This is a genomic window from Dactylosporangium siamense, assembly GCF_016862795.1.
Taxonomy (GTDB): Bacteria; Actinomycetota; Actinomycetes; order Mycobacteriales; family Micromonosporaceae; genus Dactylosporangium; species Dactylosporangium siamense.
Genome location: NZ_BONQ01000087.1, coordinates 21,721 through 43,617 on the forward strand (window position 1 = coordinate 21,721; position 21,897 = coordinate 43,617).

Consider the following 21,897-nt stretch of genomic DNA (forward strand, 5'->3'; position numbering starts at 1 on the left):
GACGGGACGCGGCACGACGGACGCGAATTCATGACGGTTGCGGAGCCGACTTTGCTGGAAGCCGTTGTGGGGTCGCAGGGCAATCGGTGCCGCTTCACCCGGGTGAAATCGCTTGAATGAATCATTGGTCGGCGGGGGGTACGGCGGGGCAATGGCAATGCGTCACTCGCGAACTCATACGGCGACCGGTCCGCGGGTGAAGGCACAGTCACCGCAACGTCGGTGGTTTGGTGCGGTGCGTAACGGGGAGTCGACGCCGGCATCTCGAGGCCGGACTGGAGCGGACGCACGTCGGATTCGCAGACCGCGGTCCGGGTGCGACTTCAGAAACAAAGGACACCTGTTCCATGATCGATGCACCGTCGCAATTTCAAACACCGAAACCACGCCGCCTGATTCAACCGATCATGATTGTGCCGGCGGTGCTCGCGCTCGTCACGATCGTGTCGATCACCACGTACGTCATGAACGCCGGTAGCGACAAGACCCACGCCGTCTCGGCGCCGGTTGCCACGCCGACCGCGTCGCCGCCGCCGCGGTTCGATCCCGACGCCGGTGCGGCGCTGCCGCGCAACCGCGTCGTCGCCTTCTATGCGGTGCCCGACGCCGCCGTCACCGGCCCGGCACATGAGCTCACCGGGGCGATGCTCGCCCGGCTCAGGCAACAGGCGTCGGTGTATCAGCGGCTCGACCCGGCACATCCCGTGCTGGCCGGAATCGATCTCGTCGTCAGCGTGCCGGACCGGAAGCCGGGGCCGGCCGGCACGTACAGCCATCATGTGCCCGCGGCCACGATCGACGAGTACGTCGAATTCTGTCGCAAGAACAACCTGCTGCTGTTTCTGGACCTCAATTTCGGCTGGTCCGACCCGGTGGCGGAATTGAACTTCTTCCGGCCGTATCTCAAGTTGCCGTTCGTGCACGTCGCCGTCGATCCGGAGTGGATGTTCCCGCGGCACAACGGCGTCCCGGGCGTCAATCTGTCCAACGTGCGCGCCGCTGACCTCAACCCGCTCATCAGCGCGGTCGCGCGGATGCCGAAGGAATACCAGGTGCCGCGCAAGATGTTCATGATCCACCAGTACCGGCCCGACGGCGACGACCTGCCCGATCCCTACAACCCGGGCGCGGCGATCATCGCCGACAAGCGGAACCTGATCAACGACAGCCGGGTGGACGTGGTGATCCACGTCGACTCGGTGGGCGGCTGGCCCGGCGACATCGAGATGAAGACCGGGCAGTACGCCAAATGGGTCGACCAGGGCATGCAGCGGTTCCAGAACTTCAGGTACGGCGGATTCAAGATCTTCTACCAGCTGGAGTCCAAGAACAAGCTGATGACCGAGGAACAGGTCATGGCGCTCCAGCCGGCGCCGATGGTCATCACCTACGGCAACTGACCCGGGCGGTGGACGGCAGGGCTCGTGCGCCACGGGGGCACACGAGCCCTGCTGCCTGTTCCTCTGAGTTCCTTTGAGCTCGACCCGATCAACGGCGCATTACACGCGGGTGGTGCCGGCAGGCCGCCCGTGTCCGCTCGTCACCCGGGCGGCGATGTAGACGCCGACAACCGCGAGCGCAATTTGAATGCCGTGCCGGATCCAGTCGACGCCCGAGGTCTGCCCGACCCCGAGCCAGGTGGCGATAAGACCTCCGATCAGCGCGGCGACGATGCCGACCGCGACAGTGAGCGCGACCGATATGTTCTGCCGGCCGGGCAGGATCAGTCGCGCAAGAACACCGATGATGGCGCCGCCGATAATTGCCCACAAGATCGTCCCGATCATGTCGGCCCCCTTCCTCGTGGCTCGCCCGCAACGCACCCTCCCTACCCACGCGTACCCACATGTCACCTGTCCCACGCGCCGGGCTCGCCTTCGAGCTTTCGCAGCACTCGTGGCGACTTGACCAGGCCCGTTGTGGCCACTCGCCGGCAACCATCGACGTCCTGCGCAGGTTCCTTGTGTGTGGCTTCCAGGTGCGTTCGCCGGCAGCGTCCTCGCCTTCCCGTGCCGGCAACGCTGCGGTGCCTACTCACCGCGGCGGGCAAGCGGACACCGGCATCTTCCGCCGCCATCCCTGCACCGATTCCCTGTCGTGCGCTACGGTGCTTGATGTTAATAATATTGTTAACCGTGGAGGTGCGGCTGTGGAGTGGGAGATCCTGATGACCGCGCAGGTTGAGGAGTTCCTCGACGCGCTTCATGAAGCCGACCGTGACACTCACCGGCTTGTGAATTAGGCAATTCTCGTCCTGGAGCAGAACGGTCCGGCCGAGGGCAGGCCGTTGGTCGACAGCATCGCTGCGTCGCGGATCACCAACATGAAGGAACTTCGACCGCCGTCCGGCGGTCGAAGCGAGGTCAGGATCTTGTTCGTGTTCGACCCGTGGCGATCGGCCGTCCTGCTCGTCGCTGGAGACAAGTCCGGACAGTGGAGTCGCTGGTATCGCGAGGCCATACCTGAGGCGGAGCAGCTCTACGCCACATACTTGAAGGAGCGAGAAGGGGAGATCGGCGATGGGCAGCGTTAAGCGGTGGCGGGACACGGATCACCTCGAGCGTGCGGTCGACACCGCCGGTGGTCAGGAGGCATTCGACGCCGCGGTCGGTGCCATGGTGGACGAGGCTCGGGGCTGGCGGTTGGCTGAGCTGCGGAAGCGGCGAGAGATGACCCAGGAGCAGGTTGCGACCCGGATGGGTGTGTCGGTGGCGCGGGTGTCGCAGATCGAGGCCGGCAGTGTCTCCACACAGGACGTGCTGGGCCGCTACATCGCGGCGCTCGGCGGCACCCTGAAGTTGATCGCAGATTTCGGCGACGAGCAGCTCAAGGTGGCTTGACCACGCTGCTCCGGCCGCGCGTCGTCGTGCGCTTCGACCTTGTCGACGAGCGCCGGCCCAACCGCTTCTGGCTCGTCCTCGACCGTGGCGGCAGCGAGGTCGGCGTGCAGCCGCCCGGTTTCGCCGAGGACGGCGTCGTCACCACCGACACGGTTTCGCTGATTCGTTGGTACGCCGGCGAGCGCTCGCTCGGCATGACCCAGCGGACCGGCCGGATGACCGTCAGAGTTCCCCCGATGGTTCACCCGCGAGCTGAGCCGGTGGGGTCGCCTCAACCCATAGCTGGGTGTTGTCAACGCCCGGAGGTCGTGGGCGACGTGGTGTGTGGACCCGATCGCTCGCCATGATGCCGTCTCTTGGACCTGCTGAAATTAAGCGCGGGCGAGCATGGCGCGGACCTCTGTGGCGTCGACGGCGGCGCCGAAGAGTTCGGTGCCCGGTTCGAAGTGTCTGCCCTCGGGGAGGGGGCCGGCGATCACCGGGTCGAAGCCGAGCTCGTCGATGAGGTCGGCGACGGTCTTGAGGTCGACCGGGTCATCGCCGGCGATCGCGATGGCCGTGCGGTCGTCTGCACCGGCGAGCTTGGCCCGCTCTTCCAGGTCGTGATAGCCGAGGTGGTTGAACGCCTTGACCACCCGGGCGCCGGGCAGGAACGCCTGGACGGTCTCGCTCGACGAGGTGCTCGGATCGGTGAGGTCGGGGCGGTGGCCGTCGACCTCCCACCAGTAGTTCATGGCGTCGATGACGAGCTTGCCGCGGAGCGCGTCCGCGGGGATGGTGCGGTGCTTGCCGAGCGGCAGCGCCAGGATGACCACGTCGGCGCGGGTGGCGGCGTCGTGGGCGGTGGTGGCGACCGCTCCCGGGGTCAGCACCTCGATCGTGAGCGCGATCTGCGCCGGATCGCCGGACCCGGCGATGAGCACCTGGTGGCCGGCGGCGACGGCGAGCCGGGCGAGCACGGTGCCCACCTTGCCCGCGCCGAGGATCCCGATGACGGTCATGCCGCCACCTCCGCTGCGCTCCGGCGTCGGCCTGACCCAAAGGCTGCACCCATGATGACCGGCTCGTCGCTCCGCTGCGGGGCGGTCATGACAGGAGGTCCTTGACCATCGGGATCACCTTGGTGCCGTAGAGCTCGACGGCTCGCAGGCGGGCGCTGATCGGCTGGGCGCCGGCGGTGTAGATGAGGTCGAAGCGGCCGACGTCGACGGTGCCGAGCGTCCGGGCGATCTTGCGGGCGACGGTCTCCGGTGCGCCGATGTAGAGGGAGCCGTGCTCGATCTCGGCGTCGAACTCCTGGCGGCGGATCGGCGGCCAGCCGCGCAGGGCGCCGATCCGGTCGCGGATGACTCGGTAGTGCGGCCAGAACACCTCCTTGGCCTCTTCGTCGGTGTCGGCGACGAAGCCCGGCGAGTGCATGCCGACGGGGTGCGCGGTGGTGCCGAGCTGGTCGGCGGCTCGGCGGTACAGCTCGATGTACGGGCCGAAGCGCGAAGGCTGGCCGCCAATGACGGCGAGCATGAGGGGCAGACCGTGCCGGGCGGTCCGCACGACCGACTGCGGCGAGCCGCCGACGCCGACCCAGGTGGCGAGGCGGCCGGACTCGGTCTTCGGGAAGACGTCGGCGTCCACGAGCGGGGCGCGCGTCGTGCCGCTCCAGGTGACCGGCCGCTCGTCGAGGAGCCGCACGAAGAGGTCGATCTTCTCCTCGAAGAGCACGTCGTAGTCGGCCAGGTCGTAGCCGAACAGCGGGAAGGACTCGGTGAAGGAGCCGCGGCCGAGGATGACCTCGGCCCGGCCGTGCGACAGCGCGTCGACCGTGGCGAAGCGCTGGTGCACCCGGACCGGGTCGTCCGAGCTGAGCACGGTCACGCCGGACGCGAGCCGGATGCGCGACGTCCGGGTGGCGATGCCGGCGAGCACGGTCTCGGGGGTCGACACGGAGTACTCCGGCCGGTGGTGCTCGCCGAGCGCGATGACGTCGACGCCGAGCTGGTCGGCCAGCACCGCCTCGTCCACGACCTGCCGGATCGCGGCGGCGTAGGAGACCGGTCGGCCGTTGTCGTCGGACGGCACGTCGCCGAAGGTGTCGAGGCCGAACTCGAGATCAGACATGGCTGGGCTCCATCGTGAGCAGTTCCTGGACCCGCGGGGCGACCTCGCGACCGAGCAGTTCGATCGTGCGGGCGCGGGCCTGCAGTGGCAGGTGCATGACGTCGTACTTGAGGTCGAAGCGGCTCAGTCGCAGGTCGCGGGCGGTTGCGGCGATCTTGCGGGCGACGGTCTCGGGGGAGCCGACGAACAGGGCCCCGTGGTCGATCTCGGCCTGATACCGCTCGCGGGTCGGCGCGTAGAAGCCGCGCTCGCGGGCCAGCGCGGTCACCACCGGCTGCCAGTGGCGCCACCAGGTCTCCGCGGCCTCCTCGTCGGTGTCGGCGACCAGGCCGAGCGAGTGCTGCCCGACCGGCAGGGTGGCGTGCCCGAACTGGGCCAGCGCGCGCTGGTGCAGCTCGACGTGGCCGGCGAAGCGTTGCGGCCGGCCGCCGATGATGGCGAGCATGAGCGGCAGTCCGTAGCGGGCGGCGCGGATCACCGAGTTCGGGCTGCCGCCGACGCCGATCCAGGTCGGGATGCCGCCCGGGCGCATGCGCGGGTGCAGCCGCTGCTCGACGAGCGGGGCGCGGACGGTGCCGGACCAGGTGACCGGATCTTCCCGCTGCAGCCGCACGAAGAGGTCGAGCTTCTCCTCGAACAACTGCTCGTAGTCGGCCAGGTCGTAGCCGAACAGCGGGAACGACTCGGTCGCCGACGCGCGGCCGAGGACGATCTGCGCCCGGCCGTTCGACACCGCGTCCAGGGTCGAGAACTCGTGATACAGCCGCACGGGGTCGTTGGTGCTGAGCACCGTGACCGACGTGCCGAGGCCGATCCGCTCGGTGGCCGTGGCGACCGCCGCGAGCAGCACGGGTGTCGCCGAGTCGTTGTGGCCGGCACGGTAGTGCTCGCCCACGCTGAACACGTCGAGGCCGACCGACTCCGCGAGCCGCGCCTCCTCGACCAGCAGTCGCAGGGTCTCGGCGTCGCTCAGGACGCGGTCACCGTCGGTGGCCACCTCGCCGAACGAGTTCAGACCCAGCTGGAAGGTCGTCATGTCTCCTCCTGCCCGGGATCCCCGGTGATTGACGTGTCAATTATTGGCACGATATGATTGACACGTCAATTGGAGGGGTCATGACGGACGACACACCGCGGCAGCGGCGGGGGCGCCAGCTGCCGACCGTCGATGAGCTGCGGATCTGGCGGGAGTTCATCGAGACCGCGGACACGCTCCGGGCGGAGCTGGCGTCCCGGTTGCAGAGCGAGACCTCGCTGTCGACAGGGGATTATTCGGTACTCCTGGCGCTGAGCGAAGCGCCGGATCAGCGGATGCGTTCGTCGGAGCTGGCCGCGGGCGTCGGCTGGGAGCGCAGCCGGCTGTCCCACCACCTGGCCCGCATGGAGAAGCGCGGCCTCATCCGTCGCGAGGAGTGCGCCACCGACAACCGCGGCGCCGAGGTCGTGCTGGCACCCGCGGGCGCGACGGCGTTCCGGGGCGCGACGGTGCCACACCTGCGCGCGATCCGGGAGCTGTTCGTCGACGCGCTCACCCCGGAGCAGCTGGCGGCCGCGGGCGACCTCGCCACCGCGCTGCGGGCCCGCCTGGCGCAGTGACGCGGAGTCGCGCGAAGCGGTGCGTCAGAAGTGCTCGCGCAGCTCGGGCAGCAGTTCGAAGGCGAGGAACGCGGCGCCGGTCGGATCCAGCAGGAAGGCGCCCAGGCCGATGCCCGCGTCGACCGGCCCGGCCATCAGCCGCCCGCCCAGCTCGGCGGCCCTGGCCGCGGTGGCCGCGCAGTCGTCGACCAGGAAGATCGTGCGCCAGTGCGCGGGCGTCCCCGGCGGATAGTGCTCGCCCATCGGGCTCATGCCGCCGACCACCCGGTTCGTGGCCACCCACTCGTGATACTCCTGGTGGGCGCCCGCCGAGCCGGCGCGCTCGGTCCAGCCGAAGACCTTGCCGTAGAAGCTGACCGCGGCGGGCACGTCGGGCGTGACGACCTCGCTCCAGCAGATCGTGTCGGACTCGTTGACGACCTGGGTGCCGGTGAACGTCCCGCGCTGCCACGCGCCGAAGACCGCCCCGGACGCGTCGGCGAAGAGCGCGCTGCGCCCCCGCGCGCCGGCCTGCACCGGCGGCATCAGCACGGTGCCGCCGGCGTCGCCGACCAGGCCCGCGGTCGCCTCGATGTCCTCGGTCGAGATGTAGCTCAGCCAGGCCGAGGGCCGGCCGGGTGCCGGAGCGAGCCCGGCGACGGCCAGGTCGCGCAGCAGGAACGTGGTGGTTCCGTCGTCGGCCGCGGTGGCCGTCCAGCCGAAAAGGCCGCCGTAGAAGGCCGCGGAGGCAGCGGGATCGGCGCTGGTCAGCACCGTCCAGCACGGTGTCGCGGGGGCGTAGCCACGTACTCGCACCGACAGCTCCTCATCGAGAAATGATCACTCACGATAAGAAAAAAGGTCTGACCTTAGATCATCCGAAGAGCCATGAATACCCTGGTTGCGTGGCTGATGAGACGGCTGATGAGATTCCGGTCAGGCTGGAGCCGGGCCGCGCGCAGATCCGGGACGCGGCGACCATGCGCGCGCTGGCGCATCCGGCGAGGATCGCGATCCTCGATCGGCTCTTCGACGGGGGTGAACCGGCGACGGCGACGGAGCTGGCTGAGGTCTGCGGGCTGTCGCCCAGCGCGACCAGCTACCACCTGCGAGAGCTGGCCAAGGTCAAGCTCATCGAGCAGGCGCCGAGCCGCGGCGACGGGCGGGAGCGGGTCTGGCGCAGCCAGCTGCAGGGGCTCACCATCGAGGCCGGCCCGGAGGGCGGGGCGGCGGAGAAGGCCGCCGACCGCGAGCTGTCGGCGATGTTCCTGGAGATCGAGGACGCCCGGGCCCGGTCGTGGCTGGCCCGTCGCGATCAGGAGTCGTACGAGTGGTACACGGCCGCGACCTCGGCCGACATGCAGATCCAGGTGACCGCGGCCGAGCTGCAGGAGCTCAACGACCAGGTGCTCGCACTGTTCGACCGGTACGCCAGATCGCGCCGCGTCGATCCGCCGGAGGGGTCTCGCCAGGTGAACGTGACGTACCGGACCTTTCCCCGTACATAGGGCGGCGTCTGGCGATCAAGAGATGTGAAGGACTATTTTCGAAGCATGTCCTTCACATCTGCTCGTGACGTGTACCTGCTCGCGGCCGCGCGGGGTGTCTCGTTCCTCGGGGACTTCACGGCCGCGACCGCGATCCTGCTGGCGTTGCAGGAGCGCGGGGCGGGCGGACCGGCGGTCGCCGCTGTCCTCATCGCCTCCGTGCTGCCGGTCGTCGTGCTCGCGCCGCTGGTCGGGCGGCTCGTGGACCGGGTCGACAGCCGGGTGCTGCTGACCACCGTCGGCCTCGGCCAGGCCGCCTGCTGCGCCGCGATGGCGCTCACCACCAGCACCTGGCTGCTCATCGCGCTGGTCGCGCTGCTCGCCGCGGGGGTGGCGGTCACGACGCCGACGTTCAACGCGCTACTGCCCGACATGGCAGGCCCCGACGGCGTCGGCAGGGCGATGGCGATCGGACAGACCGCCAACTCCATCGGCGCGCTCGCCGGGCCGGCACTGGCGGGGGTGCTCGTCGGCGCGTTCGGCCTGCGGGTGCCGCTGCTGATCGATGCCGGCACCTACCTGGCGGTGGTCGTCGCGGGGCTGCTGCTGCACACCCGCCGGAAGGCGGCGGCACTCCAGGCGCCGGGCGCTGGTCGTACACCATGGAAAATCCGGGATGACAGATTCCTGTTGGCGCTGGTGTGCCTGGTCGGGGCCATCGTGCTCGCGCTCAACGTCAACATGGTCGTCGGGGTGTTCTACATCCGCGGGACGCTCGGCGGCAGTCCGGCCGAGTATGGGCTGGTCGAGGCCGCGTGGATGGGTGGCATGCTGGCCGGCGGGTGGCTCGCCGCGGCCCGCACCCGCGACGACGGCCAGCTCGGGCGCATCATGGTCCTGCTCCACCTGACGACGGCCGCGGTCGTGCTGCTGTCGGGGTTCGCCGGCACGATGCTGATGCTCTATCCGCTGTGGCTGCTCGGCGGGGCGATGAACGGCGCGGAGAACAACTTCCTCGGCGTCATCTCCGCCCGGCGCGTCCCCGCCGCGGTGCGCGGAGCGTTCTTCGCCCGCATCGGCGCCGTGGTCAACGCCGCCAACCTGATCGGCTACGCCGCCGGCGGTGTCCTCGTCGACCGCTTCGAGCCCCGGCACATCATCATCGCCTGCGGCGTGGCCGGCCTGCTCTCCGTCGCGACCTTCGGCGGCTGGATGTGGCGGGTCAGCTCGGCGGCTGGGTCAGCAGTTGTTTCGTCACTTCCCGGCACGTCTTCGTCCCGTAGTCCTTCCCCAGCGTGCTCGGGTAGTGCGCCATGATCCCGATCGTCCAGCCGTCGCCGACGGCCATGCACGCGATGTGCCACTGGCCGTCGTCCCGGGCCAGCCAGCCGTTCTTGATCGCGGTCGTCTTCTGCACCTCCGCCGGCAGCACCTCGATCGGCCCGAACCGCCCCGGCCCGCGCACGTTGCGCATCTCGTTGAGCAGCCAGCCGGTCCACTTGGGCCCGGCCGCCCGGCCGTCGCCGATGCACTTCGCCAGCCGCGCCACGTCCCGCGCCGACATCTGCGTGAGGCTCCACGAGTTCTGCGTCCCCTTGGTCTCCGTGAGCCCGCAGGTCGTGATCATCCGCTTGATCGAGGTCAGGTTGCCGTTCTGGACGTGATACTTGAACGTGTTCTCCGTCTCGGAGTCACGGATCATGCGCGATAGTTCCTGCAACGCGGCGGCCGCGGGCTGCTTGTTCTGCTCCGCCTGCCGCCGCAGCCAGTCCGCCGCCACCCACGCCTTGGCCATGCTCGCGGTGTCGCTCGTCGTGTACGGCGTCGACCCGTACAGCTTGTCTTCCTTCAGGTCGTAATACGCCCAGGACCAGAAGCCCTTGACGCTCATCGTCACCGGCTGCGTCGGCGTGAACAGCGGACCGCTGGCGCTCGGGCTCGCCGCCGGGCTCGGGCCGTCCGCGGCCTCGCTGGTCGCCGCCGCCGGTTGCTGCTGGGCGTTTTGCGGCTTCTGTTCCGAAGGCGTGCTGCAGCCGGCCAGGACGATGGCGCAGACCAGCACTGCGAGGGGGCGTCGCACCCCACGAGAGTACGCGCTGTGACAATGGCCGCCCCGCCCGCTTGAGCGACGGATCCTGGGGCACCATGGCGGTGTGCCTGCACTGCAGCGGCCCCGCGTCGGCCACATCCAGTTCCTGAACTGCCTGCCGCTCTACTGGGGCCTGATGCGCTCGGGCGCGCTGATCGACGTCGACCTGCACAAGGATTCCCCCGAGCGGCTGAGCGCCGCGCTCGTCGCCGGCGACCTCGACGTCGGCCCGATCACGCTGGTCGAATACCTGCGCAACGCCGCCGACCTGCTGCTCCTGCCGGACATCGCGGTCGGCAGCGACGGACCCGTCCTCTCGGTCAACCTGGTCTCGACGGTGCCACTGTCGTCGCTGTCCGGCCGTCGCGTCGCCCTGGGCGCCACGTCGCGGACCGGGGTCATGCTCGCGCAGATGTACCTGGAGTCGAAGGTCGGCGTCACGCCCACGTACTTCCAGAGCCCGCCCGACCTGGCCCGCATGCTCGACGAGGCCGACGCCGCCGTGATCATCGGCGACGTGGCGCTGCGGGCCCTGCACGACGCCCCGCAGCACGGCTGGACCGTCACGGATCTCGGGCAGGCCTGGCGGGACTGGACCGGGCTGCCGATGGTCTTCGCGGCGTGGGGGGTCCGGCGGTCCTTCGCCGAGGCCCATCCCGGCCTGGTCAAGGACGTGCACCAGGCGTTCCTGCGGTCGAAGGATCTCTGCCTGACGGAGCTGGACGAGGTCGCCGAGGCGGCGGCGCGATGGGAGACGCTGTCGGCTGCGGCGCTGGCGCACTACTTCCGGGTGCTGGACTTCTCGCTCGGGGATCGCCAGGTCGAGGGGATCCGCGAGTTCGCTCGCCGGGCGGCTGAGCGGGGTGCTGTGCCGGCGCTGCCGTTGGGTGGGCCTGAGTTCTTCGTGGGTTGACGCTCACCGAAAGATTACTTTTTCGGATGTGCTAGTGTCAGGGAAGCGGGGCGAGGACACGACGTCGGTGCTGTGCCAGTTGGACGCGACTCCTACGCCTGCAACTGCCGGGTCACGCTGGAGCAGATGTCGGCGCCGTAGTTCATGCCCTTCGACGTCGGGTACACGGTCAACACGCTGAGCACCCACTCGGTGCCGATGGCCATGCAGTTGACGTGCCACTTGCCGTCGCTGCGGGCGATCCAGCCGTTCTTCACCGCCGTTGACTCCTTCTCCGTGGCCGGCAGTGCGGGCACGACCCCGAACTCCTGGCTGCCACTGACGTTGCGCATCTCGGTGAGGACCCAGTCGGTCCACTTGGCGCCGGCCGCGCGACCGTCGCCGATGCAGGCTCCCATGCGGGCGGCGTCGCGGGCCGAGACCATGGTGCTGGCCCAGTCGATGAAGGCCTTGCTGTCGGTGAGCCCGCACATCTGCACCAGCCGCGTGATGCTGGCCGAGCGCCCGTTGAGCCCCCAGAAGTACGAGGCCGCCGTGTTGTCGCTGTTGCGGATCATCGAGGTGAGCTGGCGGAGGTTCGAGGTGCTGGGGTTCGGGGTGCGGCGGAGGTAGTCCGCGGCCAGCCAGGCCTTGATCATCGAGGCGGTGCGCTGGGTGGTGGCGGCGTTGGTGGAGCCGGCCATCGCGCCGGTGCGCCGGTCGAGCACGGTCCAGGACCAGAAGCCGGTGGCGTTGACGGTGACCGCGGCGGGATGCAGCAGCGCCGGCGGGAGGCTCGGGGCGGCGGGCGCCGCCGGTGCGGCCTTGCGGGTGGCTTCCGTCTGCGGCGACGCGGGTGCACTGACGGCGGCCGGGGCGGCCGCGCTGGAGCCGTGATCGTCCAGCATCTCGCTGCCCCACACGTACGGCACGCCGACCATCACTGCGACGGCGAACAATATGAACACGGTGAATCCGACGCGCTTGCGCATGGGTCGGTGGTCCCTCCCTGGCGGTCGCACCCATTGCATCGACCGCTGGTCATGAGCAGGTATTGCCGGTGTTACCACCACGTAAGCGATCAGGGGTGACGCCTCGTGATGATCCCGGACAGTCTCTCCTTCCAACGCATTCGCCGCAGCCCGGACGCGCTCAAAAGTCGCTGGTAGTTGCCTCGACGGTTGTGACACCTTCTTGCAGGGAAGGTTGGATGCTGTAACACTGAGAGGGTGTACGGCAACGACTTCGCCCCGCTCCTCGAGCAGGTGGACAGCGCCGAGCGGGACCTTCAACAGGCCGCCGGCCGTGACGTGGCGGCCGGAGCCGACCTTCAGGGCTACTTCGACACGATCGTCGCGGCCGACCAGAAGATCGAGCCACGTGACTGGATGCCGGAGGCGTACCGCAAGACGCTGATCCGGCAGATCGCGCAGCACGCGCACTCGGAGATCATCGGCATGCAGCCGGAGGGCAACTGGATCTCGCGCGCGCCCTCGCTGAAGCGCAAGGCGATCCTGCTCGCCAAGGTCCAGGACGAGGCCGGGCACGGGCTGTATCTCTACGCCGCCGCCGAGACGCTCGGCATCTCCCGCGACGAGCTGGTCGAGATGCTGATCGACGGCCGGCAGAAATACAGCTCGATCTTCAACTACCCGACGCTGACCTGGGCGGACGTCGGCGCGATCGGGTGGCTGGTCGACGGCGCCGCGATCGTCAACCAGGTGCCGCTGTGCCGGTGCTCCTACGGGCCGTATGCGCGGGCGATGATCCGCGTGTGCAAGGAGGAGTCGTTCCACCAGCGGCAGGGGTTCGAGATCCTGCACACGCTGTCGCACGGCACCCCGGAGCAGAAGGCGATGGCGCAGGACGCCGTCGACCGGTGGTGGTATCCGTCGCTGGCGATGTTCGGGCCGCCCGACGGCGACTCGACGCACTCCGAGCGGTCGATGGCCTGGAAGATCAAGCGGTTCACCAACGACGAGCTGCGGCAGCGGTTCGTCGACATGTGCGTGCAGCAGGCCGGCATCCTCGACCTGCGGATTCCCGACCCCGACCTGCGTTGGGACGAGGCGCGTGGGCAGCACGACTACACCCAGCCCGACTATGACGAGCTGATGCGCGTGATCAAGGGCGACGGCCCGTGCAACCAGGAGCGGATGGAGCACCGGCGGCGGGCGCACTCGGACGGTGCCTGGGTGCGTGCGGCGGCTCGTACCTACGCCGAAAAAAGGGCAAAAAATGCTGTTTGAGGTATTCATCCGGCCGCGTCGTGGACTGTCGCACGCCCACGTCGGCAGCCTCCACGCGCCCGACGCCGAGATGGCGCTGCGCAACGCCCGTGACGTCTACACCCGCCGCCAGGAGGGCGTGTCGATCTGGGTCGTCCCGGCCACGGAGATCACCGCCAGCAGCCCCGACGAGAAGGACGCGTTCTTCGCTCCCGCCGCCGACAAGGTCTACCGGCACCCGACGTTCTACGACGTGCCGGAAGGCGCGGCACACATATGAGCCACGTCGGTTACGTGCTGGGCCTCGCCGACGACGCGCTGGTCGCCGCGCAGCGGCTCGGCGAGTGGTGCTCCCGCGCGCCGGAGATGGAAGAGGACATCGCCCTGGCGAACATCGCCCTCGACCAGCTCGGCGTGGCCAGGATGCTGCTGACCTACGCCGGCGAGCTCGAAGGTGCCGGCCGCACCGAGGACGACCTGGCGTATCTGCGCTCCGCGCACGAGTTCCGCAACGTGCGGCTGGTCGAGCTCGACAACGGCGACTTCGCGGTCACCATGGCCAAGCTGCTGTTCCTGTCGGTGTATCAGCGGCTGCTCTACGACCGTTCGATCGGCGTCGGCGACGAGCGGGTCGCCGCCGTCGCCGCGAAGGCGCGCAAGGAGTCGGCGTATCACGTCGACCACAGCTCCCGGTGGGTCGTGCGGCTCGGCGACGGCACCGAGGAGTCGAACGAGCGCATGCAGGCCGCGGTCGACCTGGTGTGGCCGTACACGGACCAGCTGTTCGAGGTGGATCCGGACGTGCACGCACTGAGCGTCGCGGGGGTCATCGTCGACCCGTCGACGCTGCGGCCGGCGTGGCTGGCGGCGGTCGACGCCGTCCTCGCCGAGGCGACGCTGACCAGACCTCTGGATTCCGATTCGTCGGTTGTCCGCAGGGGTGAACACACCGAGGCGCTGGCGAAGCTGCTCGCCGAGATGCAGGTGCTGCACCGCGCACACCCGGGAGCCCGCTGGTGACGCTCTTCGACGTGGTCGCCGCCGTCAAGGACCCGGAGCTGCGGGTGCTCAACCTCGCTGAGCTCGGCATCCTCCGCGACGTCTCGGTCGACGGTGACGCCGTCACGGTAACGATCACCCCGACCTATTCCGGCTGCCCCGCCATGGACCTGATCCGCGCCGACATCGAGTCCGCCCTCCACGAGGCGGGTGTGTCCGAGATCTCCGTCAAGACCGTCCTCGACCCGCCGTGGTCGACCGACATGATCACGGAAGAGGGCCGGTCGAAGCTGGCCGCGGCCGGGATCGCACCACCGGGCCGCGTCTTCGTCACACTGTCGGTGCGCTGCCCCCGCTGCGGGTCGCCGGCGACCGAGCAGCTGTCCCGGTTCGGCTCGACCGCGTGCAAGTCCCTGTGGCGCTGCACGTCCTGCCTCGAGCCCTTCGACGCGGTGAAGGCGATATGACCACCCCGCTCAAGCTGCGCCGCCCCACGTTTCAGCGACTGGCCGTCGTGGACGTCGAGGCCCTCACCGACGACTCGGTCGTGGTGACCTTCGACGTGCCGGCCGGGCAGCGCGCCGCGTTCGCGTTTCAGGCCGGGCAGCACCTCACCGTCCGGCGCTGGGACGGCGACACCGAGATCCGCCGCTCGTATTCGATCTGCTCGACCCCGTCGCGGCTGGCCGCCGAGGGGGTCCTGCGGGTCGGGATCAGGGCGGTGCCCGGCGGGGCGTTCTCGTCCTACGCCGTCGGCGGCCTCTGCCCCGGCGACGAGATCGACGTCATGCCCCCGCTGGGCCACTTCACCAGCGCGTTCGACCCGTCCCGGACCAGGCACTACGCCGCACTCGTGGCCGGCTCAGGGATCACGCCGGTCCTGTCGCTCGTCGGGACGGCCCTGGAGGTGGAGCCGTCGAGCCGCTTCACCGTCGTCTACGGCAACCGCGCCGCCGGCACCGTCATGTTCGCCGAGGAGCTCGCCGACCTCAAGGACCTGCACCGGGAGCGGCTGCACATCGTCCACGTGCTCTCCCGCGAGGCGCAGGAGTCCGCGCTGCTCTCCGGACGCCTCGACGAGCAGCGGGTCGGCGCGATCCTCGACACGCTGTTGCCGGCGGGCACCGTGGACGAGTGGTTCCTGTGCGGGCCGCACGGCATGGTCCTGGACGCCCGGGTCGCGTTGAGCCTGCGGGGCGTGACGGACGACGCCGTGCACACTGAGTTGTTCCATGTGGCTGATGTACCGGCTTCACCCGCTGCTCATTCTTCGGATATTTCGGGCGTTACGGTCGATATCATTCTCGACGGGCGGACGTCGCAGCTCTCGATGGCTCCTGACGAGCGGATCCTCGACGCGGCGCTGCGGCAGCGGCCCGAGCTGCCGTACGCGTGCAAGGGCGGGGTCTGCTCGACCTGCCGGGCTCGCGTTGTGGAAGGTGAGGTCTCCATGGCGCGCAACTTCGCCCTGGAGCCCGACGAGGTCGCCGCCGGTTACGTGCTTACCTGCCAGGCTCTGCCGATCACGGACAAGGTCGTGGTGGACTACGACGCATGAGGCTTGGGGTTGGTCCAATCCAGGGCGGCGGCTGCTCCGAATGAGCGATATGAGACCCGAATACGAGGAGCTGCCCACCCAGCGGCTCGTCGCCGTGCCGACCCCGCAGCGGCGCGTCGACGCCGACGAGCTGCTGAGCCGGGTGGCCCGGGGCGACGAGCGGGCCTTCGCCGAGCTCTACGACCTGCTGTCGCCGCGCGTGTACGGGCTGATCCGCCGGGTCCTGCGCGACCCCGCCCAGTCCGAGGAGGTCGCGCAGGAGGTCATGGTCGAGGTGTGGCGCAACGCCGGCCGCTTCGACGGCACCCGCGGCTCCGCGACGGCGTGGGTCTTCACGATCGCCCACCGCCGGGCCGTCGACCGGGTCCGGGCCGAGCAGGCCAGCAACGACCGCGCCCAGCGGGTGGCCGCGAGCAGCGTCGACACGCCGTATGACGACGTGGTCGAGGCCGCCACCGCCCGCATCGAGCAGCAGCAGGTCCGCCGCTGTCTCGACGGCCTCACCGACCTGCAGCGCGAGGCGATCACCCTCGCCTACTACAACGGCAACAGCTACCGCGAAGTCGCCGACCTGCTCGGCGCCGCCCTGCCGACCATCAAGACACGCATGCGTGACGGGCTGATCCGGATGCGGGACTGCTTGGGGGTGGCGTTCTGATGGCCGAGACGGTGGACATCCACGCGTTGGCGGGCGCTTACGCGCTCGACGCGGTCGACGACCTGGAACGGGCCGCGTTCGACCGGCACCTGCGCGAGTGCGGCGCGTGCACGGTCGAGGTCGCCGAGCTGCGGGAGACCGCGTCCTGGCTGACCCACGCGGTCGCCGCGCCACCGCCGCCACGGCTGCGGGATGCCGTGCTGGCGGAGATCGGGCGTACCGCTCAGGAACGACCCAAGCGCGGTGCCGTGGGTGGCGGGCGGTCGCAGCGTTCGCGGTTGTTGCGATGGACCGTCGGTGCGGTGGCGGCGGCCGTGTTGGCCGTCGGGGTGGGCGTCGGGACGTGGACGGTCGCGCAGAACGGGGTGCAGCAGGAGAACGCGCGGATCGACGCGGTGCTCGCCGCCTCGGACGCCCGCCTGGTCTCCTCCGAGATGGCGGGCGGCCGGGTGACGCTGATCGTGTCGCCGTCCCGGAACGCGGCGGTGGCAGTTCTGGACGGCCTGTCCGATCCGGGTGCCGACAAGGACTACCAGCTGTGGATGATCGGGGATACCGCGCGTGGCGTTGGCGTCATTCCGGGCGGGACGGGCCGTAAATACATCAACGGCCTCGCCCCTTCCTTCGGCGTCACCAAGGAGCGCGAGGGCGGCGCGGACAAGCCTACCGAGCCGCTCGTGGGTCAGATCAAGCTGTAAGTGCTTGTTCGATGGCGGCCTGGTCCTCCTCGGTGGGGGTCCAGGTGCCGGCCGCGACGTTGGCACTGACCTGTTCGGCGCTGGTGGCACCGGCGATCACGCTGGCCACCGCCGGCCGGGCGGCCAGGCCACCGATGGCGACCGCGAGGAGGTCGACGCCGCGCTCCTGGCCGACCGCCTCGAGGCGCTCGATCGTGTCCCAGGGCGCGCCGGCGAGGACCTTGTCGAAGCCGTCACGGGCCAGGCGGGTGCCCTTGGGGGCGGCCTCGCCGCGCTTGTACTTGCCGGTCAGCAGCCCGTGGGCGAGCGGGAAGAACGGCAGCAGCCCCACCCCGTAGTGCTCCAGGGCCGGCACCAGGTCCTTCTCGACGCTTCGCTCCAGCAGCGAGTAGGAGTTCTGGGCGCTGACGAACGGCGTCGTTCCGTGCGTCCGCGCGGTCCACGCGGCGTCGGCGGCCTGCCAGCCGGCGAAGTTGGAGTGTCCGATATATCTGACTTTTCCGGCCTGTACCAGTGCGTTCAGGGCGTCGAGGGTTTCCTCGATCGGCGTCTGCGGGTCCGGGGCATGCAGCTGGTACAGGTCGATGTAGTCGGTCTTCAGGCGCCACAACGACGCCTCGACGGCCTTCGCGACGTACCGCCGGCCGCCCCTCGCGCCCCAGTCCGGACCGTTCGAGCCCCGCGCGTCCATCCCGAACTTGGTGGCGACGATGACCTCGTCGCGCCGCTTGCCGAGCGCCCTGCCCAGCGCCTCCTCCGAGGCGCCCGGGGTCGCGCCGTAGATGTCGGCCGTGTCGAAGAGGGTCACGCCGAGATCGATCGCGGCGTGGACGACCTCCGCCGCGCGGTCCGCGTCGATGCGGCCGCCGAAGTTGTTGCATCCGATGCCGACGACCGAGACGGTGAGGCCGGAGGCGCCGAGGCGCCGATAGCGCATGTCAGTCACTTGGTGATCCTAGGCACCAGAGATCGTGGGGCCCTGCCGCGTGCGGTGTGATCCCACGTAGTCTCGATGACGTGACGGACACACCGGTGATCAGCGACATCCTGCAGCGGGCGGCCGACGGTGGGCGGATCAGCGCGGAAGAGGCGCTGCTGCTCTACACCGACGCCCCGTTCCACGCGCTGGGCGAGGCGGCGGACACGGTGCGTCGCCGCCGGTATCCGGACAACATCGTCACGTACCTCATCGACCGCAACATCAACTACACGAACGTCTGCGTGACGGCGTGCAAGTTCTGCGCCTTCTACCGGGCGCCGAAGCACGCCGAGGGCTGGACCCACGGCACCGAGGAGATCCTGCACCGCTGCCAGGAGGCCGTCGACCTCGGCGCCACCCAGGTGATGCTGCAGGGTGGCCACCACCCGGACTACGGCGTCGAGTACTACGAGCAGCTGTTCTCCGCGGTCAAGCAGGCCTTCCCCACCCTGGTGATCCACTCGATCGGCCCGTCCGAGGTCCTGCACATGGCCAAGGTCTCCGGCGTCTCCATCGAGGAGGCGATCCTGCGGATCAAGGCCGCCGGCCTGGCCTCCATCGCCGGCGCCGGCGCCGAGATGCTGCCCGAGCGCCCCCGCAAGGCGATCGCCCCGCTCAAGGAGTCCGGCGAGCGCTGGCTGGAGGTCATGACCCAGGCGCACCGCCTCGGCGTCTCCTCGACCGCGACGATGATGATGGGCACCGGCGAGACCAATTCTGAGCGTATCGAGCACCTGCGGATGATCCGCGACGTGCAGGACAAGGCCGTTGCCAACGGCTACACCGCCTCAGCGGATCTCGAGGGCACGGTCGGTGGCTTCCGGTCGTTCATCCCGTGGACGTATCAGCCGGAGAACAACCACCTGAAGGGCCGCACCCAGGCGACCAGCCTCGAATACCTGCGGATCGTCGCGGTCGCCCGGCTGTTCTTCGACAACATCGCCCACCTGCAGTCCTCGTGGCTCACCACGGGCAAGGACGTCGGCCAGGTGTCACTGCACCTCGGCGTCGACGACCTCGGCTCGATCATGCTGGAGGAGAACGTCATCTCCTCCGCCGGCGCCCGCCACCGCTCCCGCCTCACCGAGCTGGTCCAGATGATCCGCGACTCGGACCGCATCCCGGCGCAGCGGGACACCCAGTACCGCCACCTGCAGGTCCACTGGACCCCCGCCGACGACCCCACGGACGACCGCGTGCAGTCACACTTCTCCTCGATCGCCATCCCCGGCGGCGGCGCCGGCCGCTCCATCCCGCTGACCCCCGTGTCGTCATGAGCCGCGCCTCGCTGGACAAGCAGCCGCACGAGGTAGCCGCGATGTTCGACGGCGTGGCCAAGCGGTACGACCTCACCAACACGGTCATCTCGGGCGGCCAGGACCGCATCTGGCGCCGAGAGACCAGGCTCGCCCTCGGCCTCAAGCCCGGCGAACGCGTCCTCGACCTCGGCGCCGGCACCGGCGTCTCCACCGAGGAGCTCGCCAAGTCCGGCGCCCAGGCCGTCGGCCTCGACCTCTCCATCGGCATGCTCCAGGCCGGCCACGCGAAGCGCCCCGCGGTCCCGCTGATCGCCGGCGACGCCCTCGCCCTGCCCTTCGCCGACGAAACCTTCGACGCGATCACCATCTCCTTCGCCCTGCGCAACATCGTCGACACCGACGCCGCGCTCCGCGAGATGGCCCGCGTCACGAAGCCCGGCGGCCGCCTGGTCATCTGTGAGTTCAGCCACCCGACCTGGCGACCCTTCCGCGGTGCCTACCTCGGTTACCTGGTCAAGGCCATTCCCCAGGTCGCGAAGCGCGTCTCCAGCAACCCCGACGCCTACGTGTACCTGGCCGAATCCATCCGCGCCTGGCCCGACCAGGAGGGCCTGGCCGCCCGCGTCACCGCCAACGGCTGGCGCAAGGTCGCCTGGCGCAACCTCACCGGCGGCGTGGTGGCCCTGCACCGAGGCTTCCGCATCTGACCGTCCGCTCCTCGCACCATGCTCGGTCGGTGACCTTCCAGATGCCCGGCCGAGGACGCTGCGCCGAGCACGCCGAACCGAACGGCGTGCCGATGTGGCCCACCCGACCGTGATCCCGTGCGGTCTCGGCCGGGCTGCCGGAACCGTTCGGGATCACGACGAGCGCCGGCCGCCCAGCGCCGTCTGAGCGGTGCCGTCTGGGCGGGTCCTCTGGGCGGTGCCGTCAGCCCTGTCCCGTTCGGCCAGCGCAGTCTGGGCTGTGTCCTTTGGCGGTGCCGTCCGAGCGGTGCTGTCGGCCCTGTGTCGCCTGACCAGCGCTCGTCCGGCCAGCGCCCGTCCGATCAGCGCCCGTCCGATCAGCGCCGTCTGGGCTGTGTCCTTTGGCGGTGCCGTCCGAGCGGTGCTGTCAGTGCTGCGTCGCCTGACCAGCGCCTTCGGCCCGCGCCGTCCGACCAGTGCCCGTCCGACCAGCGCCGTCCGGGCTGTGTCCTTGGGCGGTGCCGTCCCAGCGGTGCTGTCAGCGCTGCGTCGCCTGACCAGTGCCGTCCGACGGGCCCGCCGGGCCCGTCGGGGCGCCGGGGTGCGGTCGGGGGTGGGCGGGGCGCCGGGTGCGGCCTTCGGTGGAGCGACGCCCGCCAGAGCGACGCCTCCCAAAACGACGGCAGCCGGACCGACGGCACCTGGACCGACGCCTGCCAGGGCAGCGCCCGCCGGAGTGACGCTCGGGAGTGTGGCGACAGCATCGTGGTCACCAGCGGACCGGGGTCAAGCGGTCCAGGTGTTGCCGCAGCTCCGCCACCAGGTCAGAGGGCCGGGTCGTCAGGTCGTTCCAGGTGTAGCTGACGACCGTCCAGCCTGCGGCGGCGAGGCGGGTGTGCCGGTTTCGCAGTGGCGTGGACGGCTCCAGCTCCTCGATGCCGAGCTCGATCACCAGTTTCGCCTCGGGGAACACCATGTCACCGAGGCCGATCAGCCCCCACCGGTCGCTGATCGGCTCCTGTGGGGACCAGCCCCAGATCCCCGCCCGCTGCAGGAGCCGGCCGGCCAGTTGCTGGGCGGAGGTGCGGTTGCCCATGGCAACGGACCGGATCAGGCGCACCAGCCGTGGGGTGCCGTGCCGGCCGGTGGCGTCGCGGATGCGGGTGGCCAGGTCGGGCATGGTCGTCCAGCACTCCTGCAGCGCGGTGGCGAGCAGAGCGGTGGCCGTGCCGTCGGGCAGGAGGCGGGCGCAGTCGTAGACGGTGCGCTCGGCTGTCGTGACGCGCCTGTCGTCAACGACGCAGATGTCGGTCTCCGGCACTTCCCGCGTCAGGACGTGCACGTGCCGGATGCGGGGCCTGCGGGCCTCGAACGCCACGAAGGTTTCGGTGCTCGGCACGTCCCAGCCGTGCCAGCGGGCGGCGGAAGGGCCGGCGAGCACGGCGCTTGGAAGGGCGAGTTGGGCGGCGACGTCGCGCAGGCGTGGGGTGACCGGCAGTCCGCGGTCGGCGAAGACGTCGCGGAGGATCGGAGCCCAGTCGCCGGTCTGCAGTTTCGTCCTGATTCGCGGACTCGTATATCCGCAGCTCAGCGCCTGTGCACGAGTAAAAAGTCCGCGTTGGTCCGAGGCGTGTGCGTCGAGCCGGTCACGGTCCGGCTGCCCGGGGTTCATGATGTCCGAGGATTGTCATGCCCGACCTGACTGTCGACGCACAACAATTTTCTGTGGATAACCCAGCGCCATGATCACTGCTTGTCGAGCGTCGGAGCCGACCGACCGCTGCCCTGTCGTCCGATTTGCCGATCTAGGTGACCGCTCGGGTGACAACTTAGG

At 69.8% G+C, this 21,897-nt stretch carries 26 protein-coding genes and 1 pseudogene; 17 read left to right on the plus strand and 10 right to left on the minus strand.

The window, feature by feature from the left end:
- Positions 1–230: 230 nt before the first annotated feature.
- Positions 231–1,400 carry a hypothetical protein gene (locus Dsi01nite_RS29190; protein ID WP_203849497.1) on the plus strand — a complete coding sequence of 390 codons (1,170 nt, stop codon included), beginning with the start codon at positions 231–233 and terminating at the stop codon, positions 1,398–1,400.
- A 99-nt stretch (positions 1,401–1,499) separates the two neighbouring features.
- On the opposite strand, the gene Dsi01nite_RS29195 is transcribed toward Dsi01nite_RS29190, so the two are convergent.
- Positions 1,500–1,787 carry a GlsB/YeaQ/YmgE family stress response membrane protein gene (locus Dsi01nite_RS29195; RefSeq protein ID WP_203849498.1) on the minus strand — a complete coding sequence of 96 codons (288 nt, stop codon included), beginning with the start codon at positions 1,785–1,787 and terminating at the stop codon, positions 1,500–1,502.
- Between the two features lie 62 nt (positions 1,788–1,849).
- A complete protein-coding gene (locus Dsi01nite_RS29200) occupies positions 1,850–2,206 on the minus strand; it encodes a hypothetical protein (protein WP_203849551.1) in 357 nt (118 codons plus the stop codon).
- Between Dsi01nite_RS29200 and Dsi01nite_RS29205 the strand changes: the two are divergent.
- The 3 genes and pseudogenes from Dsi01nite_RS29205 to Dsi01nite_RS29215 all read left to right on the plus strand — a co-directional run bounded on the left by Dsi01nite_RS29205 (position 2,168) and on the right by Dsi01nite_RS29215 (position 3,187).
- A pseudogene (locus Dsi01nite_RS29205) lies at positions 2,168–2,533 on the plus strand (type II toxin-antitoxin system RelE/ParE family toxin). The gene Dsi01nite_RS29200 and the pseudogene Dsi01nite_RS29205 sit on opposite strands and share 39 nt — an antisense overlap.
- Positions 2,520–2,840, plus strand: coding sequence for a helix-turn-helix domain-containing protein (locus Dsi01nite_RS29210; protein ID WP_203849499.1), 321 nt, complete (start codon positions 2,520–2,522; stop codon positions 2,838–2,840). The pseudogene Dsi01nite_RS29205 and the gene Dsi01nite_RS29210 overlap by 14 nt, the downstream one beginning before the upstream one ends.
- Positions 2,837–3,187, plus strand: coding sequence for a hypothetical protein (locus Dsi01nite_RS29215; protein WP_203849500.1), 351 nt, complete (start codon positions 2,837–2,839; stop codon positions 3,185–3,187). The genes Dsi01nite_RS29210 and Dsi01nite_RS29215 overlap by 4 nt, the downstream gene beginning before the upstream one ends.
- Before the next feature lie 24 nt (positions 3,188–3,211).
- On the opposite strand, the gene Dsi01nite_RS29220 is transcribed toward Dsi01nite_RS29215, so the two are convergent.
- From Dsi01nite_RS29220 to Dsi01nite_RS29230, 3 genes are all read right to left on the minus strand, one after another.
- Positions 3,212–3,841, minus strand: a complete 630-nt coding sequence (locus Dsi01nite_RS29220) for an NADPH-dependent F420 reductase (protein WP_203849501.1) — start codon at positions 3,839–3,841, stop codon at positions 3,212–3,214.
- An 85-nt stretch (positions 3,842–3,926) separates the two neighbouring features.
- Positions 3,927–4,955 (minus strand): LLM class flavin-dependent oxidoreductase, encoded by a 1,029-nt coding sequence (locus Dsi01nite_RS29225; RefSeq protein WP_203849502.1) that lies wholly within the window; start codon positions 4,953–4,955, stop codon positions 3,927–3,929.
- Complete coding sequence (locus Dsi01nite_RS29230) at positions 4,948–5,991, minus strand: LLM class flavin-dependent oxidoreductase (RefSeq protein ID WP_203849503.1); 1,044 nt, start codon at positions 5,989–5,991, stop codon at positions 4,948–4,950. The genes Dsi01nite_RS29225 and Dsi01nite_RS29230 overlap by 8 nt, the downstream gene beginning before the upstream one ends.
- Positions 5,992–6,071: 80 nt before the next feature.
- On the opposite strand from Dsi01nite_RS29230, the gene Dsi01nite_RS29235 reads away from it, so the two are divergent.
- Positions 6,072–6,551, plus strand: a complete 480-nt coding sequence (locus Dsi01nite_RS29235; protein WP_203849504.1) for a MarR family winged helix-turn-helix transcriptional regulator — start codon at positions 6,072–6,074, stop codon at positions 6,549–6,551.
- Between the two features lie 24 nt (positions 6,552–6,575).
- Here the strand turns inward: Dsi01nite_RS29235 and Dsi01nite_RS29240 are convergent, their stop codons facing one another.
- The gene (locus Dsi01nite_RS29240) at positions 6,576–7,346 is read right to left on the minus strand and encodes a VOC family protein (RefSeq protein WP_203849505.1); all 771 of its coding nucleotides are present in this window, start codon (positions 7,344–7,346) and stop codon (positions 6,576–6,578) included.
- An 89-nt stretch (positions 7,347–7,435) separates the two neighbouring features.
- Here Dsi01nite_RS29240 and Dsi01nite_RS29245 point away from each other — a divergent pair, with 89 nt between their 5' ends.
- Together Dsi01nite_RS29245 and Dsi01nite_RS29250 are read left to right on the plus strand one after the other, a co-directional pair.
- Positions 7,436–8,038: an ArsR/SmtB family transcription factor gene (locus Dsi01nite_RS29245; RefSeq protein ID WP_239136261.1), complete on the plus strand. Its 603-nt coding sequence runs from the start codon at positions 7,436–7,438 to the stop codon at positions 8,036–8,038.
- 45 nt (positions 8,039–8,083) lie between these two features.
- A complete protein-coding gene (locus tag Dsi01nite_RS29250; protein WP_203849506.1) occupies positions 8,084–9,334 on the plus strand; it encodes an MFS transporter in 1,251 nt (416 codons plus the stop codon).
- Here the strand turns inward: Dsi01nite_RS29250 and Dsi01nite_RS29255 are convergent.
- Positions 9,240–10,097, minus strand: coding sequence for a hypothetical protein (locus Dsi01nite_RS29255; protein WP_203849507.1), 858 nt, complete (start codon positions 10,095–10,097; stop codon positions 9,240–9,242). The two genes, Dsi01nite_RS29250 and Dsi01nite_RS29255, sit on opposite strands and share 95 nt — an antisense overlap.
- A 73-nt stretch (positions 10,098–10,170) precedes the next feature.
- Here Dsi01nite_RS29255 and Dsi01nite_RS29260 point away from each other — a divergent pair, with 73 nt between their 5' ends.
- Entirely contained in the window at positions 10,171–11,019 is an 849-nt protein-coding gene (locus tag Dsi01nite_RS29260) for a menaquinone biosynthetic enzyme MqnA/MqnD family protein (RefSeq protein ID WP_203849508.1), read from the plus strand.
- Between the two features lie 92 nt (positions 11,020–11,111).
- Here the strand turns inward: Dsi01nite_RS29260 and Dsi01nite_RS29265 are convergent, their stop codons facing one another.
- Positions 11,112–11,990 carry a serine hydrolase gene (locus Dsi01nite_RS29265; protein WP_203849509.1) on the minus strand — a complete coding sequence of 293 codons (879 nt, stop codon included), beginning with the start codon at positions 11,988–11,990 and terminating at the stop codon, positions 11,112–11,114.
- Positions 11,991–12,227: 237 nt separating this feature from the next.
- Between Dsi01nite_RS29265 and paaA the strand changes: the two genes are divergently transcribed.
- Genes paaA through Dsi01nite_RS29300 form a run of 7 tightly spaced genes read left to right on the plus strand, consistent with a single transcriptional unit; the run spans position 12,228 to position 17,139 of the window.
- Positions 12,228–13,247 carry a 1,2-phenylacetyl-CoA epoxidase subunit PaaA gene (gene paaA, locus Dsi01nite_RS29270; RefSeq protein WP_203849510.1) on the plus strand — a complete coding sequence of 340 codons (1,020 nt, stop codon included), beginning with the start codon at positions 12,228–12,230 and terminating at the stop codon, positions 13,245–13,247.
- The gene (gene paaB, locus Dsi01nite_RS29275; RefSeq protein ID WP_203849511.1) at positions 13,237–13,506 is read left to right on the plus strand and encodes a 1,2-phenylacetyl-CoA epoxidase subunit PaaB; all 270 of its coding nucleotides are present in this window, start codon (positions 13,237–13,239) and stop codon (positions 13,504–13,506) included. The genes paaA and paaB overlap by 11 nt, the downstream gene beginning before the upstream one ends.
- Positions 13,503–14,246: a 1,2-phenylacetyl-CoA epoxidase subunit PaaC gene (gene paaC / locus Dsi01nite_RS29280; protein ID WP_203849512.1), complete on the plus strand. Its 744-nt coding sequence runs from the start codon at positions 13,503–13,505 to the stop codon at positions 14,244–14,246. Before paaB ends, paaC begins: the two co-directional genes overlap by 4 nt.
- Positions 14,240–14,692 (plus strand): 1,2-phenylacetyl-CoA epoxidase subunit PaaD, encoded by a 453-nt coding sequence (gene paaD, locus Dsi01nite_RS29285; protein WP_203849549.1) that lies wholly within the window; start codon positions 14,240–14,242, stop codon positions 14,690–14,692. The genes paaC and paaD overlap by 7 nt, the downstream gene beginning before the upstream one ends.
- Positions 14,689–15,783, plus strand: coding sequence for a 1,2-phenylacetyl-CoA epoxidase subunit PaaE (gene paaE / locus Dsi01nite_RS29290; protein ID WP_203849513.1), 1,095 nt, complete (start codon positions 14,689–14,691; stop codon positions 15,781–15,783). The genes paaD and paaE overlap by 4 nt, the downstream gene beginning before the upstream one ends.
- Positions 15,784–15,832: 49 nt before the next feature.
- Positions 15,833–16,441, plus strand: a complete 609-nt coding sequence (locus tag Dsi01nite_RS29295; protein WP_203849514.1) for a sigma-70 family RNA polymerase sigma factor — start codon at positions 15,833–15,835, stop codon at positions 16,439–16,441.
- Complete coding sequence (locus Dsi01nite_RS29300) at positions 16,441–17,139, plus strand: anti-sigma factor (protein WP_203849515.1); 699 nt, start codon at positions 16,441–16,443, stop codon at positions 17,137–17,139. Before Dsi01nite_RS29295 ends, Dsi01nite_RS29300 begins: the two co-directional genes overlap by 1 nt.
- On the opposite strand, the gene Dsi01nite_RS29305 is transcribed toward Dsi01nite_RS29300, so the two are convergent.
- Positions 17,129–18,076, minus strand: a complete 948-nt coding sequence (locus tag Dsi01nite_RS29305; RefSeq protein ID WP_203849550.1) for an aldo/keto reductase — start codon at positions 18,074–18,076, stop codon at positions 17,129–17,131. The two genes, Dsi01nite_RS29300 and Dsi01nite_RS29305, sit on opposite strands and share 11 nt — an antisense overlap.
- An 80-nt stretch (positions 18,077–18,156) precedes the next feature.
- On the opposite strand from Dsi01nite_RS29305, the gene mqnC reads away from it, so the two are divergent.
- Both mqnC and Dsi01nite_RS29315 read left to right on the plus strand, forming a co-directional pair.
- A complete protein-coding gene (gene mqnC, locus Dsi01nite_RS29310; RefSeq protein WP_203849516.1) occupies positions 18,157–19,395 on the plus strand; it encodes a cyclic dehypoxanthinyl futalosine synthase in 1,239 nt (412 codons plus the stop codon).
- Positions 19,392–20,084, plus strand: coding sequence for a demethylmenaquinone methyltransferase (locus tag Dsi01nite_RS29315; RefSeq protein WP_203849517.1), 693 nt, complete (start codon positions 19,392–19,394; stop codon positions 20,082–20,084). Before mqnC ends, Dsi01nite_RS29315 begins: the two co-directional genes overlap by 4 nt.
- A gap of 748 nt (positions 20,085–20,832) precedes the next feature.
- Here the strand turns inward: Dsi01nite_RS29315 and Dsi01nite_RS29320 are convergent.
- A complete protein-coding gene (locus Dsi01nite_RS29320; RefSeq protein WP_203849518.1) occupies positions 20,833–21,735 on the minus strand; it encodes a PDDEXK family nuclease in 903 nt (300 codons plus the stop codon).
- Positions 21,736–21,897: the final 162 nt, after the last annotated feature.